The 14,289-nt window shown below is 72.0% G+C and carries 16 protein-coding genes and 2 tRNA genes; 15 read left to right on the plus strand and 3 right to left on the minus strand.

Translation table 11 applies throughout. From position 1 onward, the window contains the following. The first annotated feature begins 14 nt into the window (after positions 1 to 14). The 5 genes from QM611_RS11215 to QM611_RS11235 all read left to right on the plus strand — a co-directional run bounded on the left by QM611_RS11215 (position 15) and on the right by QM611_RS11235 (position 3,615). Positions 15 to 809, plus strand: coding sequence for an inositol monophosphatase family protein (locus QM611_RS11215; protein WP_415080001.1), 795 nt, complete (start codon positions 15 to 17; stop codon positions 807 to 809). 155 nt (positions 810 to 964) lie between these two features. After that, positions 965 to 1,945 (plus strand): peptidoglycan DD-metalloendopeptidase family protein, encoded by a 981-nt coding sequence (locus tag QM611_RS11220; protein WP_415080002.1) that lies wholly within the window; start codon positions 965 to 967, stop codon positions 1,943 to 1,945. 49 nt (positions 1,946 to 1,994) lie between these two features. Beyond that, positions 1,995 to 2,066: transfer RNA gene (locus tag QM611_RS11225), tRNA-Thr, on the plus strand. 34 nt (positions 2,067 to 2,100) lie between these two features. Beyond that, a tRNA-Met gene (locus QM611_RS11230) sits at positions 2,101 to 2,174 on the plus strand. Between the two features lie 175 nt (positions 2,175 to 2,349). Continuing rightward, positions 2,350 to 3,615, plus strand: a complete 1,266-nt coding sequence (locus QM611_RS11235; RefSeq protein WP_415080003.1) for an LCP family protein — start codon at positions 2,350 to 2,352, stop codon at positions 3,613 to 3,615. Here QM611_RS11235 and QM611_RS11240 read toward each other — a convergent pair. Beyond that, a complete protein-coding gene (locus QM611_RS11240) occupies positions 3,612 to 5,063 on the minus strand; it encodes a phytoene desaturase family protein (protein ID WP_415080004.1) in 1,452 nt (483 codons plus the stop codon). The genes QM611_RS11235 and QM611_RS11240 overlap by 4 nt on opposite strands. 84 nt (positions 5,064 to 5,147) lie before the next feature. Here QM611_RS11240 and QM611_RS11245 point away from each other — a divergent pair, with 84 nt between their 5' ends. Genes QM611_RS11245 through QM611_RS11275 form a run of 7 tightly spaced genes read left to right on the plus strand, consistent with a single transcriptional unit; the run spans position 5,148 to position 10,112 of the window. Further along, entirely contained in the window at positions 5,148 to 5,939 is a 792-nt protein-coding gene (locus tag QM611_RS11245) for a sulfite exporter TauE/SafE family protein (RefSeq protein WP_415080005.1), read from the plus strand. A gap of 23 nt (positions 5,940 to 5,962) precedes the next feature. After that, complete coding sequence (locus QM611_RS11250; protein WP_415080006.1) at positions 5,963 to 6,409, plus strand: MaoC family dehydratase N-terminal domain-containing protein; 447 nt, start codon at positions 5,963 to 5,965, stop codon at positions 6,407 to 6,409. After that, positions 6,406 to 6,798 (plus strand): MaoC/PaaZ C-terminal domain-containing protein, encoded by a 393-nt coding sequence (locus QM611_RS11255; RefSeq protein WP_415080007.1) that lies wholly within the window; start codon positions 6,406 to 6,408, stop codon positions 6,796 to 6,798. Before QM611_RS11250 ends, QM611_RS11255 begins: the two co-directional genes overlap by 4 nt. A gap of 1 nt (position 6,799) precedes the next feature. Continuing rightward, the gene (locus QM611_RS11260) at positions 6,800 to 7,936 is read left to right on the plus strand and encodes a UDP-N-acetylmuramate dehydrogenase (RefSeq protein ID WP_415080008.1); all 1,137 of its coding nucleotides are present in this window, start codon (positions 6,800 to 6,802) and stop codon (positions 7,934 to 7,936) included. Between the two features lie 43 nt (positions 7,937 to 7,979). Then, a complete protein-coding gene (locus tag QM611_RS11265; protein WP_415080009.1) occupies positions 7,980 to 8,405 on the plus strand; it encodes a RidA family protein in 426 nt (141 codons plus the stop codon). Positions 8,406 to 8,448: 43 nt separating this feature from the next. Continuing rightward, positions 8,449 to 8,850 (plus strand): hypothetical protein, encoded by a 402-nt coding sequence (locus QM611_RS11270; protein ID WP_415080010.1) that lies wholly within the window; start codon positions 8,449 to 8,451, stop codon positions 8,848 to 8,850. Positions 8,851 to 8,867: 17 nt separating this feature from the next. After that, a complete protein-coding gene (locus tag QM611_RS11275; RefSeq protein ID WP_415080011.1) occupies positions 8,868 to 10,112 on the plus strand; it encodes an enterochelin esterase domain-containing protein in 1,245 nt (414 codons plus the stop codon). Between the two features lie 4 nt (positions 10,113 to 10,116). Here QM611_RS11275 and QM611_RS11280 read toward each other — a convergent pair whose 3' ends face one another. After that, entirely contained in the window at positions 10,117 to 10,488 is a 372-nt protein-coding gene (locus QM611_RS11280) for a hypothetical protein (protein WP_415080012.1), read from the minus strand. Between the two features lie 9 nt (positions 10,489 to 10,497). Then, positions 10,498 to 11,718 (minus strand): pyridoxal phosphate-dependent aminotransferase, encoded by a 1,221-nt coding sequence (locus QM611_RS11285; RefSeq protein ID WP_415080013.1) that lies wholly within the window; start codon positions 11,716 to 11,718, stop codon positions 10,498 to 10,500. 118 nt (positions 11,719 to 11,836) lie between these two features. Here QM611_RS11285 and QM611_RS11290 point away from each other — a divergent pair, with 118 nt between their 5' ends. From QM611_RS11290 to QM611_RS11300, 3 genes are all read left to right on the plus strand, one after another. Next, positions 11,837 to 12,697, plus strand: coding sequence for an ABC transporter ATP-binding protein (locus QM611_RS11290; protein ID WP_415080014.1), 861 nt, complete (start codon positions 11,837 to 11,839; stop codon positions 12,695 to 12,697). Further along, positions 12,694 to 13,506, plus strand: coding sequence for an ABC transporter permease (locus QM611_RS11295; RefSeq protein WP_415080015.1), 813 nt, complete (start codon positions 12,694 to 12,696; stop codon positions 13,504 to 13,506). The genes QM611_RS11290 and QM611_RS11295 overlap by 4 nt, the downstream gene beginning before the upstream one ends. A gap of 212 nt (positions 13,507 to 13,718) precedes the next feature. Beyond that, positions 13,719 to 14,289, plus strand: a 571-nt coding sequence (locus QM611_RS11300; RefSeq protein ID WP_415080016.1) for a histidine kinase, incomplete at its 3' end; no start/stop codon positions are given.

The raw sequence follows: 14,289 nt of genomic DNA on the forward strand, positions 1-14,289 counted from the left end.
GCTAGCGTGGTGGGGTGAGCCTTGAGACCGACGTGCTGGCGCTGGCCGTCGAGATCGCGCGCGAGGCGGGCGAGCTCGCCCACCGCAGGCGGTCGGAGGGCGTGGCGATCGCGGCCACCAAATCGGCGGTCGCCGACATCGTGACCGAGGCCGACCGCGAGGTCGAGGCGCTCATTCGCGACCGGCTCGCGGCGGCCCGGCCCGGCGACGGATTCCTCGGCGAGGAGTCGGGCGCGGCCGGAGGCACGACGGATGTCACGTGGGTCGTCGACCCGATCGACGGCACCGTGAACTACGCCTACGGCCTGCCCACCTACGCGGTGAGCGTCGCGGCCGTGGCTGGAGACCCAGACCCCGGCACATGGACGGCGCTTGCCGGAGCCGTGTTCGCGCCGGGGCTGGGCGAGCTGTTCACCGCCGCGCGCGGCGAGGGCGCGCGCCTGGGCGGGCGGCGGCTGGCGGTGGCGAGCGAGGTGGGCGCGGCCGGAGCGCTCGTGGCCACCGGGTTCGGCTACGACCCGGCCACGCACGCGGGAGACCTGGAGCGGCTCGCGCGCGTGATGCCGCTGGCCCGCGACATCCGTCGGATCGGCGCGGCTTCTGTCGATCTCTGCTACGTCGCGGCCGGGCGTCTCGACGCCTATTTCGAGCGCGGCATCAACCCGTGGGACCACGCCGCCGGCGGGCTTATCGTGCAGGAGGCGGGCGGGCTCATCGGCGGTCTGAGCGGCGGCCCGCCCAGCCGGGAGATGACGATCGCGGCGCCGCCGGCGCTGTTCGAGGCGATCGAGCGCGCGCTCACGGCGTGACGCACACATGCGTTTCCCAGATTCGGCCCGCTAATGTTTATCTGTTCGTTACTTTCGCCGCCCGAACGGCGAGGGTGAGTTCGAAGCCACTTTTAGCCCGTTGCCCCGCGCGCGACAAGACCCGAGAGCCGAGCAGCTTGCCGTTCGACACCGCCATGCCCCACGGTGCGTCCACCGACCGACCGCTCACGCGCCGTGAGCTGCGCGCGCAGCGCGAGACGCAGCCCACGGCATCGCCCGCCCACGACGAGTTCGAGGCCGCCGCGCGCACGTTCAGCTTCACGGGAGAGACGGCGGTGCAGCAGCCGGTGGCCGAGAAGGCGGAGCCGGTCGTCGAGCCGCGCGCACAGCGCGCGAAGAAGCAGCGCGCCGCCGCCAAGCGAAGCGGCGTCGTGTCGTTCAAGCGGGTGGCCGCGGCATCCTTCTCCGTCAGCGCGATGGCCGTCGCCGGCCTGCTCGCGGTCGGCATGACGACCCCGCCCGCTGCCGTTGCCGCGTCGAAGACGAACATCGAGCAGGGCACCGCGCAGGTCATGGCCGCCACCGAGGACGCCGAGACGGAGGCGACCGACGACATCCAGGCGTACGTCACGCCCGCCGAGGTCGAGAACCCCGAGATCGATCGCGGGGGCGGATTCGCGATCGCGTCGCTGACCGACATCGCGCAGGCCGACGGCATCAACGAGACTTCCGACCTGTACACCAACGACCCCAACGCGGCGATCCAGTGGCCGTTCCCCGTCGGCGTGCCCATGACGTGGGGCTACGGGCAGCGTTGGGGCCGCATGCACCAGGGCATCGACCTGACGCCCGGCGACGGCGCCAAGATCCACGTGATCGCCGACGGCGTCGTGCGCATCGCGACCGAGAACGGCGGCGGCTACGGCGTGAACGTGTACGTCGACCACGTCATCGACGGCCAGCTCGTCTCCAGCCACTACGCGCACATGCAGTACGGCTCGATCCAGGTCAAGGTCGGCCAGCACGTGAAGGTCGGCGACGTGCTCGGGCTGGTCGGCAATACGGGCCACTCGTTCGGCTCGCACTTGCACTTCGAGATCCTGCTCAACGGCACCACGCACGTCGACCCGCTCGCGTGGATGCGGAAGTACGCGGGCCGCTCCTCGCTCGGGTGAGCGTTGGCGCTCTGGTAGTCTCGTCTAGTTGCCCGCGCGCGGGCAACGCGCCCCGATAGCTCAGTGGCAGAGCACTTCCATGGTAAGGAAGGGGTCGTCAGTTCAATCCTGACTCGGGGCTCGCAGCATCCGTCCCGTAGTCTTGGATGCGTCGCGGCAGGGTAGCTCAGTTGGTGAGAGCGCACGACTCATAATCGTGAGGTCGCGGGTTCAAGCCCCGCTCCTGCTACCGAAGCCACAGCCCCTCTTCGCGCGCACGAAACCTGCATTCGCGGGTGTGTGCCGCAGCCGCGACTGCGGGTTTCTGTAGCGCAGAGCGTCGCCTTGCGCTGACGACTGTGCGGCTCGGCGGATCCCCAGGCGAGGGTTGGTAGTGTGCCAGGCGGATGGCAGAAAGGACTCACGTGAGCGAATCGCCGAAGGCAGCGCGCCGCACCGTCGCGCGCCACGCGCAGCTCACCTCGCCGCATCCCGTCGCGCAGCTCGTGAAGCTGCTCGCCGTGGCCGTCGCGGTCGTGCTCGTGAGCACTGCGGGCACCGCCGCGTTCGCGGCGTGGAACGCTGTCGAGACTGCCTCCGCCAATTCGGTCACCCTCGAGGGCGACGAGCAGCTCCCGCCGTCGATCGGCGAGATCGAGGGCGGCGTCAACCTGCTCCTGGTCGGCACGGACTCGTGCGAGGGCCAGAGCCTCAAGCTCTTCCCGCGCTGCGGGCACGACGACGGCGGCGAGCGCAACGACGTCACGATGCTCGTGCACATCGGCGACGACCCGCGCCGCGTCACCGTGGTGTCGTTCCCGCGCGACATGCTCGTGCCCATCCCGTCGTGCCCCGACGGCAACGGCGGTCGCTACGCGGCGATGAGCGCGCAGCCGATGAACGCGACCTACATGTACGGCGGCCTGCCGTGCACGGTCCTCACCATCGAGGCGCTGACCGGGCTCAACATCCAGTTCGCCGCGTCGATTCGCTGGACCGGCGTGATCAACATGTCCGACGCCATCGGCGGGGTCGACGTGTGCGTCGACGCCGACATCAGCGACAAGCACACGGGGCTGAAGCTGACCAAGGGCACGCACACGCTCAAGGGCGCCAAGGCGCTGCAGTTCCTGCGCATCCGCCACGGCATCGGCGACGGCTCCGACCTCGGCCGCATCTCGAACCAGCAGCAGTTCATCTCCTCGATGGTGCGCAAGCTGCAAAGCGAAGAGGTGCTCTCGAACCCCGCGACGCTGTTCAACCTCGCCAACACCGCGCTGCAGCAGGTCAACAAGAAGCAGCTGGTACTCAGCGACAACCTCGCCAACCCGACGCGCATGGTGCAGATCGCCATGGCGGTCAAAGACGTCGAGCTTGAAGACATCGTGCTCGTGCAGTACCCGACCGCGTACGACGGGCCGGACACGGTGCTGCCTCGCACCGCCGAAGCGAAGGTGCTGTTCAAGGCGCTGAAGAAGAACAAGGCCATCAAGCTCACCGGCAAGCTCAGCCAGGGCATGAGCCAGGAGGACAAGGGCAGCGTCGAGGAGGACTCGACCTCGACGCCGACGCCGGATGCCTCAGCCACCTCGACGAAGAGCGAGAAGTCGGATGACGTCGTCGAGTTGCCGAGCGCGATCACCGGGCAGACGGCGGCCACGCGCACGTGCACGACGCCGCAGACCGGCTAAGCCAGCGCGAGCGACGGCGCCTCGGGCACCCCGAACTCGTGTCGCAGCGCGCTGAGCGCCGCCCGCCAGCCGGCCATGCCGTGCACGCCCGGCCCGGGCGCGACGGACGCCGAGCACAAGTAGACGCCCGGCAACGGCGTGCGCCACGGCTGCCCCGACAGCACCGGCCGCCGCGCCAGCTGCGCGAACGACGCCTCGCCCGCGCCGATGTCGCCGCCGACGTAGTTGGGGTTGTGCGTCTCGACGGTCGCGGCATCCATCGCCGCGACCGCCAGAATCGTGTCGCGGAAGCCGGGCGCGAACCGCTCGATCTGCCGCACGATGTGCTCGGTGCGATCGAGCCGTGAACCCGCCGGCACGTGCGTGTACGCCCACAGGGTGTGCGCGCCCGCGGGGGCGCGCGACGGGTCGAACACGGTGGGCTGGGAGACGAGAACGAACGGGGAGTCGGGATGCCGCCCGAGGGCGACGTCGTTCTCGGCGCGCGCGATCTCTGCCCGCGTGCCGCCGACGTGCACCGTGCCGGCCTGCCGCAGGCGCTCGTCGGCCCACGGCGCCGGGGAGGACAGGGCGAAGTCGGCCTTGGCGACGCCGTTGCCGTAGCGGAAGCGCGACAGCGCTCGCCGGTAGCCCGGCGGCACGCCGTCGCCGGCGAGCCGCAGCAGCGCGCGCGGCGTGACATCCAGCAGCACCGCCCGCGCGCCCGCGAGCTCGGCCAACGACTCGATCTCCAGGCCGGTCTCGATCGATCCGCCGTGCGCGCGCAGGTCTGCCACCAGGGCGTCGGTGATCGCCTGGGACCCGCCGATGGGGATCGGCCAGCCGCGTGCGTGCGCGTACGCGGCGAGCGAGAGCCCGGCTCCCGCCGTGCCGAGGCTCGGCAGGCGCTGGATCGCGTGCGCCATCGCGCCGGTGAGGAGGGCCGGCGCGGCATCGTCGCGGAAGCGCCGTCGCCACAGCGGTGTGCCTTGGTCGAGGGACGCGAGCCCGAACCGGGCGAAAGCGAGCGGATGCCGCGGCGCCGGCAGCAGGGGAGCCCCTGTGAACTCGGCCATGGCGTCGGCGCGCCGCGCGAGCGGCCCGATGAGGCGCTCGTAGGCGCGGCCGTCGCCTCCCAGCTCGTCGACCGTGCGCCGCAGCGAGCGGTACGCGACCGCCGCGCGGCCGCCGTCGAGCGGGTGGCCGAACGACGCCTCGGGGATCGCGAAGCCAACGCGCCGTTCCAACTCGAAGCCGCGGAAGAACTCCGACGCCAGCGCGAGGGGGTGCACGGCCGAGCACACGTCGTGGCGGAAGCCGGGAAGGGTGAGCTCCATGGTGCGCGCGCCGCCGCCGGGCTGCGCGTTGCGCTCCACGACGAGAACGCGCAGGCCCGCGCGCGCGAGCGTCACCGCGGCGGCGAGGCCATTCGGGCCGGCGCCGACGACGACGGCGTCCGGTTCGGTCACGGAACCACCGTAATCCCGCCCGCGCGCCGGGGGAGTGCTCACCCCCTGAGCGCGTTCGCCCCGCGCAGTCGGTAGGGTGGAGCGGTGACTCAGCAACCGCAGCGTCGGGGTCCGCGTGCGGTCGCCGTGTTCATCGGTGTCGGGCTCGCCGCGGGCCTCATGTCCGGGCTCTTCGGCGTGGGCGGCGGCACCGTGATCGTGCCGCTGCTCGTGCTGCTGCTCGGGTTCGACCAGCGCCTGGCCGCGGGAACGTCGCTGGCCGCGATCGTGCCCACGTCCGCCGTCGGCGTCGTCTCGTACGCACTGCACGACTCGGTCGCGTGGATCCCCGCGCTCATCCTGGCCGTCGGCGCCGTCGGGGGCGCGCAGATCGGCACCTGGATGCTGCCCCGGCTCTCGCAGACCGCCCTGCGCTGGGGGTTCGTCGGCTTCCTCGCCGCCGTCATCGTGAGCCTGTTCGTCGTCATCCCCTCGCGTGACGCCGGGCTCGAGCTGACGTGGGCGACCGGCGCGGGCCTGGTCGCGCTCGGCGTGCTCACGGGCGTCGTGGCGGGGCTCCTCGGCGTCGGGGGCGGCATCGTGGTGGTCCCCGTGCTCATGATCGTCTTCGGCACGAGCGACCTCGTCGCCAAGGGCACGTCGTTCCTCATGATGGTCCCGACCGCGGTGTCGGGCACGCTCGGCAACCTGCGGCGTCACAACGTCGACCTCTTCGCGGCCGGAACGACCGGCGTCGCCGCCTGCACCACGACCGCGCTCGGCGCGTGGATCGCGACGCTCGTCGACCCGTTCGTCGCCAACGTGCTGTTCGCCGCGTTCCTCGTGTTCGTCTCCACGCAGATGGCGCTGAAGGCGGTGCGCGGCCGCCGCCGGTGAGGCGGACGTCTTAGGATGACGGGGTGCCCGTGAACCCCGAACTCGTCGGCCGCGACTTCCCGCCGACAGCCCCGTATCTCGTCGGCCGCGAGAAGGTGCGCGAGTTCGCGCGCGCCGTGTTCGCGACCGACCCGCAGCACACCGACCCTGCGGCGGCGCGCGCGCTCGGCCACGCCGACGTCGTCGCGCCCCCGACCTTCGCGATGGTCGTGCAGGACCTCACGCTGCAGCAGCTGCTGGCCGAGCCCGACTCCGGCATCGCGCTGGAGCGCACCATCCACGCCGAGCAGCGCTTCCGCTACACGCGCCCGATCGTGGCGGGCGACGAGCTGACCGCGCAGTTGTCGATCGTCGGCGTGCGCGCGGTCGGCAAGGGCGCGATGGTCACGAGCGAGGCCGAGATCACGGATGCCGCCGGCGCCCACGTCGTCACCGCGACATCCATTCTGCTGATCGGAGGCGACGAATGAACGTCGGAGACATCGTCGCCGAGCGCTCCGTGCACCTCACCCGTGAGTCGCTCGTGCGCTACGCGGGCGCGTCGGGCGACTTCAACCCGATCCACTACCGCGACGACGTCGCCGCGCGGGTGGGCCTTCCCGGAGTGCTCGCGCACGGCATGCTCACGATGGGGCTCGCCGTCCAGACGATCGTGCCGTGGCTCGGCGACGCGGGACGCATCCTCGAGTACGGCGTACGGTTCACCCGCCCCGTCGTCGTCGACCCCGAGACCGGCGCCGATGTGGCCGTCGTGGCGAAGGTCGGCGCGGTCGACGACGAGTCCGCGCGCATCGACCTCACCGTGACGTGCGCCGAGGCGACCGTGCTCGGCAAGGCGCAGGTGCGGATCCGCCTCTGACATGCCCGACGTCGACCCGATTCCGCTGTCCGCTCTGACGACGCTGCGCACTGGCGGCGCGCCGGAGCGGATGGTCGAGGCGCGCACGGCCGACGAGCTCGTCAGCGCGCTGCGGCGGGCGTGGGACGCCGACGAGCCGTGGCTTGCGCTCGGCGGCGGCTCCAACCTGTTCGTCGGCGACGAGCCGGTCGAAGGCACGGTGGTGCGCGTGCTCACGCGCGGGATCGAGCGGATGCCGGGGTCCCGGCCGGGCACGGCGCGCCTGCGCGTGGCCGCGGGGCACGACTGGGACGACCTCGTCGCCCACACGGTGGAGCACGGGCTCGCCGGCATCGAGGCGATGTCGGGCATCCCCGGCACGGTCGGGGCGGCGCCGGTGCAGAACATCGGCGCGTACGGGCAGGAGATCGAGCAGACGCTCGTGGAGGTCGAGCTCATCGACGAGGGCGCGGACGCGCCGGTGACCGTGCCGGCATCCGATCTCGGGCTCGGCTTTCGCACGTCGGTGCTCAAACACCACTACGGATCGGAGCCGCGCCGCCGCGCCGTCATCCTCTCGGTCACGCTCGAGCTGGCGGAGGTCGGCGACGGCGAGCGCCCGATCGGCGGCGAGCAGCTGCGCGGAGCGCTGGGGCTCGAACCCGACCACGCTGCCACGCTGGGCTGGATCCGCGACCGCGTGCTCGCGGTGCGCCGCAGCAAGGGCATGGTGCTCGACGACGCCGATCACGACACGCACAGCGCCGGCTCGTTCTTCCAGAACGCCGTCGTGAGCCCCGCGTTCGCGCGGACGCTGCCTGCCGCGTGCCCGCGCTGGCCCGTGCGCCCCGACGCCGACGTGGCCACGGTGATCCCGCTCAGCCAGTTCGACGGGGTCGTCCCGAAGCCGGTCGCGGACGATCCGGACGTCAAGGTCAGCGCGGGCTGGCTGATCGAGCAGGCCGGAGTGCGCAAGGGCTTCCGCCTCGGCCGGTCGCGCGCGGCGGTGTCGACCAAGCACGCGCTCGCCCTGACCAACCGGGGCGACGCGACGGCGGCCGAGATTGCCGAGCTGGCGCGTTTTATCCAGGGTCGGGTCGTCGCGGAGTTCGGGCTCGTGCTGCAACCCGAGCCCGTGCTCGTCGGCGTGGAGCTGTAGGGCGCGGCTAGACTCGCGGCACGCGCACACGAGAGGGAGCGACATGGCCAGGATCACAAAGGTCAAGACGGGGAACCCGTTCGAGGAGAAGGGCAGCTACTCGCGGATCGTGGTGGTGGACGACTGGATCCTCGTGTCGAACACCGCGGGCCGCAACCCGGAGACGAAGGAGCTGCCGGCTGACCCTGCCGGCCAGGTGCACCAGATCTTCGCGAACCTGAAGGTCGCGCTGGCGGGCGTGGGGGCGAGTCTCGCGGATGTCGTGCGCTCGCGCGTGTTCATCCCCGACCCGGCCAACGTCGAGGTCGTGATGCCGGTGATCGCCGAGTACTTCCGCGGAATCGATCCGGCCACGACGATCACCGCGACGCCGCTCGCGCACACCACCTACCACGTCGAGATCGAACTCACCGCGCTCCGTGGCGCCGGCGACAGCGAGCAGGAGCGCATCGTCGTCCCGATGTTCTGAAACGAGGCTTGCTCACAAGGTTAGGCTTACCTAATATGGGAGCATGACCCACATGACCGGCGTGAGCGAGCGGGCGTGGTCGACCCTTGACGGCGCCCTGCTGCTCGCCGGCGACGCGCAGGATGTCGCGGCGATGGTCGACATCGTGTGGCAGTTGCCCGAGGCGACGTTCGCGACGATCGTCGTCGAAGGCGACGCCGAGGCATCCGTTCCCCACATCTCGGTGCCGCACAACGTCGGAGTCCGATGGCTCGTGCGCAGCCCGGGCATCGCCTCGCACCCCACCGGCGGCCGCGGCGCGTGCCTCGCGCTCGCCGTGCACGCGTGGTGCGCGGAGTGGGTGTGCCACGACCTCGCCGTCGCGATGCGGTGCACGGTGTGGCTCGGCCCGCGCACATCGCCGCACATCGTGCGCATGACGCGCGCTCTGGTCGAGGCCGTCTGAGTAGCGTGACGGAGGTCGTGGCACGCCGCACCCCGCCCAAGATCCCGCGCCCCGCTCGCGCTCCGTTGGCGCGCAGCCGCGAGATCGAGGCGTTGTGGGCGGAACTGGCAGCGCTGGACGAGCGCGACCTCGCGCCCAGCACGAGGCGGCGCAAGGCGGCGGCGCTCGCCAAGGAGTTCTGGCGCCGCCACGCGCAGTCCCCCGTCATCGAGCCCGCCCCCGGGGCGGCCGGCGACTGGATCGTGACGTTCCTGTGGCGCGACGCCAAGGCCGAGGAGGTCATCCTCTTCGCCAACCGCCTCACCGACGAGCGGCGCATCGCCGACAGCCGCATGCGCCACGTGCCGGGCACCGACATCTGGCACCTCTCGTACCGCATGCGCGGCGACTGGCGCGCGTCGTACGGCTTCCTTCCGCGCTACCCCGGCGACGCGTGGCCGTGGGCCGAGGGCGGCCACCGGGCCCTCGCGCGCGCGCTCGCCCGCAGCCGACCCGACCCGCTCGGGCGCGAGCGCAGCCGCAACCGCGCCGGCCACGAGCTCTCCGTCGTCTCGCTCCCCGACGCGCCCCCACAGCCGTGGCTCGCGTCGCGGGCGTCGGTGGCGGCCAGGGGCGAAGTTGCCGCGCACGCAGGGCCGGATGGCAGGACCGTGTGGGTGTACGAGCCGCCGGTGCCCGACGACGCGCCGCTGCCGGTCGTGATCGCGCTCGACGGCGAGGTGTGGACCGGCCCGCAAGACCTCGCCACCACGGTCGACAACCTGATCGACGACGGCGAGATCCGCCCCGCTCTCGTGGTCATGCCCCACTCCGGCGGCCCGGAGCGCCGCTGGGCCGAGCTCGGCGGCGAAGGCGCCGCCGCGGCGTGGATCGCCGACATCCTGCTCCCCTGGGTGCGCGCCCGCTGGCACGTGTCGACCTCTCCCGACGACGTGGTCGTCGCCGGCCAGAGCCTGGGCGGGCTCACCGCCTTGCAGACGGCGCTGGAGAGGCCGGATGCCGCGCGCTGCGCGCTCAGCCAGTCCGCGTCGCTGTGGGCGCGCGACCTGTCGCCGCTGCGTGATGCACACGGTGCCAGGCTGCGCGTGTACCTCGAAGTCGGTGCCCAGGAGTGGGTGCTGCGCGAGCCGAACGAGCGTCTCGCCGCCGGGCTCGCGGCGGAGGGCCACGACGTGCATTACGTCGAGTACAACGGCGGGCACGACGACGCGTGCTGGCGCGGCGGCATCGCGGACGGGCTCCGGCACGTGCTCGCGCCCTGAGCAGCTAGCCGGCGTCGGGCACGAGGTCGCGATCCACCGTGCGCGGCACATCGGGGCCCACCCGCTCGTCGTAGTCGAGCGACGCGCGCAGCGCCGCGGCCTGCTCGGCGGTAGATGAGGATCTGCTCGATCCCGTAGTCGGTGAGCACCGGGCTGATCGGGGCGCGCGAGCGCACGAACGTGCCGATGCCGCGGATGGTCTCCAGCATCCCGAGACTCGCATCTCCATCAGCTCGGTCTCGGTGGGGATGCGGCTGTTGATCGGCCACTCGCCCGACACGATCCGCTGGCGCAGGAACGCCAGCGTGTTGCGCGCCATCGTCGACCCGCCGCGGTCGCCGACCACGCGCTGTGCTGTGATGGGCCGCTGGGTCATGACTGGATGCTACGCGAACAGCGTTTGCAGCCGGTGCACTCCCTCCCGCAGTTGCTCGTCGCCGAGCGCGTACGACAGCCGCAGATATCCCGAGGGGCCGAATGCCTCGCCGGGCACGACGGCGACCTCGGCTTCGTCGAGGATGAGATCGGCCAGCTCGAGCGACGTGCGCACGGTCTTGCCGCGCCACTCGCGCCCGAGCAGTCCGCTCACGTCGGGGTAGACGTAGAACGCGCCGAGCGGGTTCGGCACGGTGACCCCCTCGATCTTGGCGAGCTCGGCGACGATGAGCCGGCGGCGGCGGTCGAAGGCCTCCCGCATCCGCTCGGCCTCGTCCTGCGGGCCGGTCAGCGCCGCGAGCGCCGCGCGCTGCGCGACGTTGTTCACGTTGCTCGACAGGTGCGACTGCAGGTTGGCGGCGAGCGTGATGGCATCCTTCGGACCCACCATCCAGCCGACCCGCCAGCCGGTCATCGCGTACGTCTTGGCGACGCCGTTGACGAGGATCGTCTGGTCGGCAGCCTCGGGGACGGCCTCGACGATGGATGCCGCGCGGGCGCCAGCCTGCCCTGAGCCTGTCGAAGGGTAGACGAGATTCTGGTAGATCTCGTCGCTGACGATCCAGATGCCGTGCCGCACCGCCCACTCGCCGATCGCGCGGGTCTCCTCCGGCGAGTACACCGAGCCGGTCGGGTTGGACGGTGAGACGAAGACCAGCGCGGTGGTGCGGTCGGTGCGGGCGGCCTCCAACTGGTCGACCGTGACTTTGTAGTCCTGATCGGCGCCGGCGAACACCTCGACGGCCACGCCGTCGGCCAACGCGATCGCCTCGGGGTAGGTCGTCCAGTACGGCGCGGGCAGCAGCACTTCGTCGCCCGGGTTCACGACGGCCTGGAACGCCTGGTAGACGGCCTGCTTGCCGCCGTTGGTGACGACGATCTGCGACGGGTCGACGGCCAGGCCCGAGTCGCGCGCGGTCTTCTCCGCGATCGCCTCGCGCAGCGCGGGCAGGCCGACGGCGGGCGTGTAGCGGAAGTTCGCGGGGTTGGTGAGCGCTGCGGCGGCGGCGTCGACGATGAACTGCGGGGTCGCGAAGTCGGGCTCGCCGGCCGCGTACGAGATGACGGGCCGCCCGGCCGCTTGCAGCGCCTTCGCCTTGGCATCCACTTTGAGCGTCGCCGACTCGGCGATCGCGGACAGCTTGCGGGAGAGGGGGGCGCGTTCGGTCACGCCTTCGAGCGTAGTCGGCCAGGGTGGCGCTCAGGAGTTCCGGCATCCACCGAATGGGGGATGCCGATCGGACGGATGGCGGCTGGGACGGAGCATCCCCGCCCGCCACGCTGGAATCATGGACACAGAAGCGGTGCGGGTGCGAGACCTGCGCAAGGCGTACGGCGATCGCGCCGTCGTGGACGGGGTGTCGTTCGACATCGTCTGCGGCGAGACGTTCGCCCTCCTCGGCCCCAACGGCGCGGGCAAGTCGACGACGGTCGAGATCCTCGAGGGGTACCGGCGGCGCACCGGCGGCGAGGCCGCCGTGCTGGGCGTCGACCCCGGCTCGGGCGGCTTGGACTGGAAGGCGCGCCTGGGCATCGTGCTGCAGACGACGGGGCAGAGCGGGTCGGTCACGGTGCGCGAGCAGGTGCGCCAGTTCGCCGGGTTCTACCCGAACCCGCGGGATGTCGACGAGGTGATCGCCGCGGTCGGACTCGACGCGCACGCCAGGACACGGATCGCGAAGCTCAGCGGCGGCCAGCAGAGACGCGTGGATGTCGCGCTCGGCGTCGTCGGCAACCCCGAGCTGCTCTTCCTCGACGAGCCGACCACGGGCTTCGACCCGCACGCGCGACGGGAGTTCTGGGAGTTGATCCGTCGGCTGCAGGCCGAGGGAACCACCATCCTCCTCACCACCCACTACCTCGACGAGGCCGCCCACCTCGCCGACCGCGTCGGCGTCATCGCCGGCGGCCGGATGCGGGCGATCGGCCCGGTCGGCGAGATCGGCTCTGCCACCTCGCGCGTGCCGATCGTGCGCTGGGCCGAGAACGGAAAGCGGCACGAGGAGCGCACCACCACGCCGCTGGCGGTCGCGCGCTCGATCGCCGACCGGCTCGGCGGGGAGCCCGAGGCCCTCGAGATCGTGCGGCCGTCGCTGGAGGACGTGTACCTCGCGCTCGTCGAGGAGGCCGAGGCGGAGGCCGTCGCATGAACACGCTCGCCCTCGGCGCGCACCGCGCCGGCCACGAGCTCCGCTCGTACTTCCGCTCGCCCGACCAGGTGTTTTTCACCTTCCTGTTCCCCGTGTTCATGCTCGCGCTGTTCGCCACGGTCTTCGGGCAGACCTCGATGGGCGGGGGCGTCGACACCGGGCTGCCCGACGTGCCGGCCGGCCAGTACTACCTCCCCGGAATGATCGCCGCCGGAATCCTGCTGTCGGGCGTGCAGAACCTCGCCGTCGACATCGCGATGGAGCGCAGCGACGGCACGCTCAAACGCCTCGGCGGCACGCCGCTGCCGCCGGTGAGCTTCTTCCTCGGCAAGTTCGCGCAGGTCGCCGTCACCGGCGCCCTGCAGGTCGTGCTGCTCATCGTCGTCGGCGTGCTGGCGTTCCAGGTCGAGCTGCCGGGCACCGCCGAGAAGTGGCTCACGCTCGTGTGGGTGTTCGTGCTGGGGCTTGCGACATCCGCTCTCCTCGGCATCGCGCTGTCGGCGGTGCCCCGGTCGGGGCGCAGCGCGACGGCGGTGGTCATCCCGATCGTGCTGGTGCTGCAGTTCGTCTCGGGCGTCTACCTCGCGTTCTTCCTGCTGCCCGACTGGCTGCAGAACATCGCGGCCGCCTTCCCGCTGAAGTGGATGGCGCAGGGGATGCGCTTCGTGTTCCTGCCCGACGCGTACCGCGGGTACGAGCAGGGCGAGGCGTGGAGCATCGGGATCGTCGCGATCGTGCTTGCGGTGTGGCTCGTGGTCGGCCTCGTGCTGGCGCGGGCGACATTCCGCTGGACGAAGCGCAACGCGTAGCCTGAGCCCGTGTTCGAGAACCGGCGGTGGTGGGATGCCGCGGTCGCGGTCGTCCTGCTCGCGATGGCGGGAATGGCGGGGATGGGCGGGTATTTCGCGCGCCCGGACACGGTCATCCCGGTCGCCGTCTCGTTGTCGCTGTTCACCGTCGGCTACCTGGTGCTCGGGCGCCCGCGCTGCGCGCGCTCGCGGGCAAGGCGCTCGGCGCCGCCGTGCCCGACCAGGCGCCGCCCGGGTGGCGCGGTGGTGCCTTCCTCGCCGTCGCGGCCGTGTCGATTGGCGTCGGCGTTGCCGGCGCGCCGATGCTGGCAACTCTCCAAGCGGTCGCCTATCCGCTCGCGTGGGTGCTCACCGACAGCCGGCGGCACGCCGTCCTCGCGTGCGCGGCCATCGCGGTCAGCGTGCTCGTCGGTTTCGCTGTCGGCCTCGGTGGATCGGCGAGCGGCTGGATGTCGGGCCTGGTCACCTCGAGTTTCTCGTTCGCGTTCGCGATCGCCCTCGGCCTGTGGATCTCGAACATCGTGGACTACGGGCACGAGCGGGCACGACTGCTCGCAGAGCTGACCGCCGCGCAGGCCGAGGTCGAAGCACTCAGCCGCGATCGCGGCGCGGCGGACGAGCGGGAGCGGCTCGCCCGCGACATCCACGACACCCTCGCCCAGACGCTCGCCGGCCTCGTGATCGTCGCCGAGCGCGCCGGCCGGCAGTCGCGCGCCGGCAGCGCGGACGCGGCCGCCCAGTCGATCGCGACGGTCGAGCGGGTCGCGCGCGACGCGCTCGCCG

The organism is Microbacterium sp. (genome assembly GCF_047606685.1).
Classification (GTDB): Bacteria; Actinomycetota; Actinomycetes; order Actinomycetales; family Microbacteriaceae; genus Microbacterium.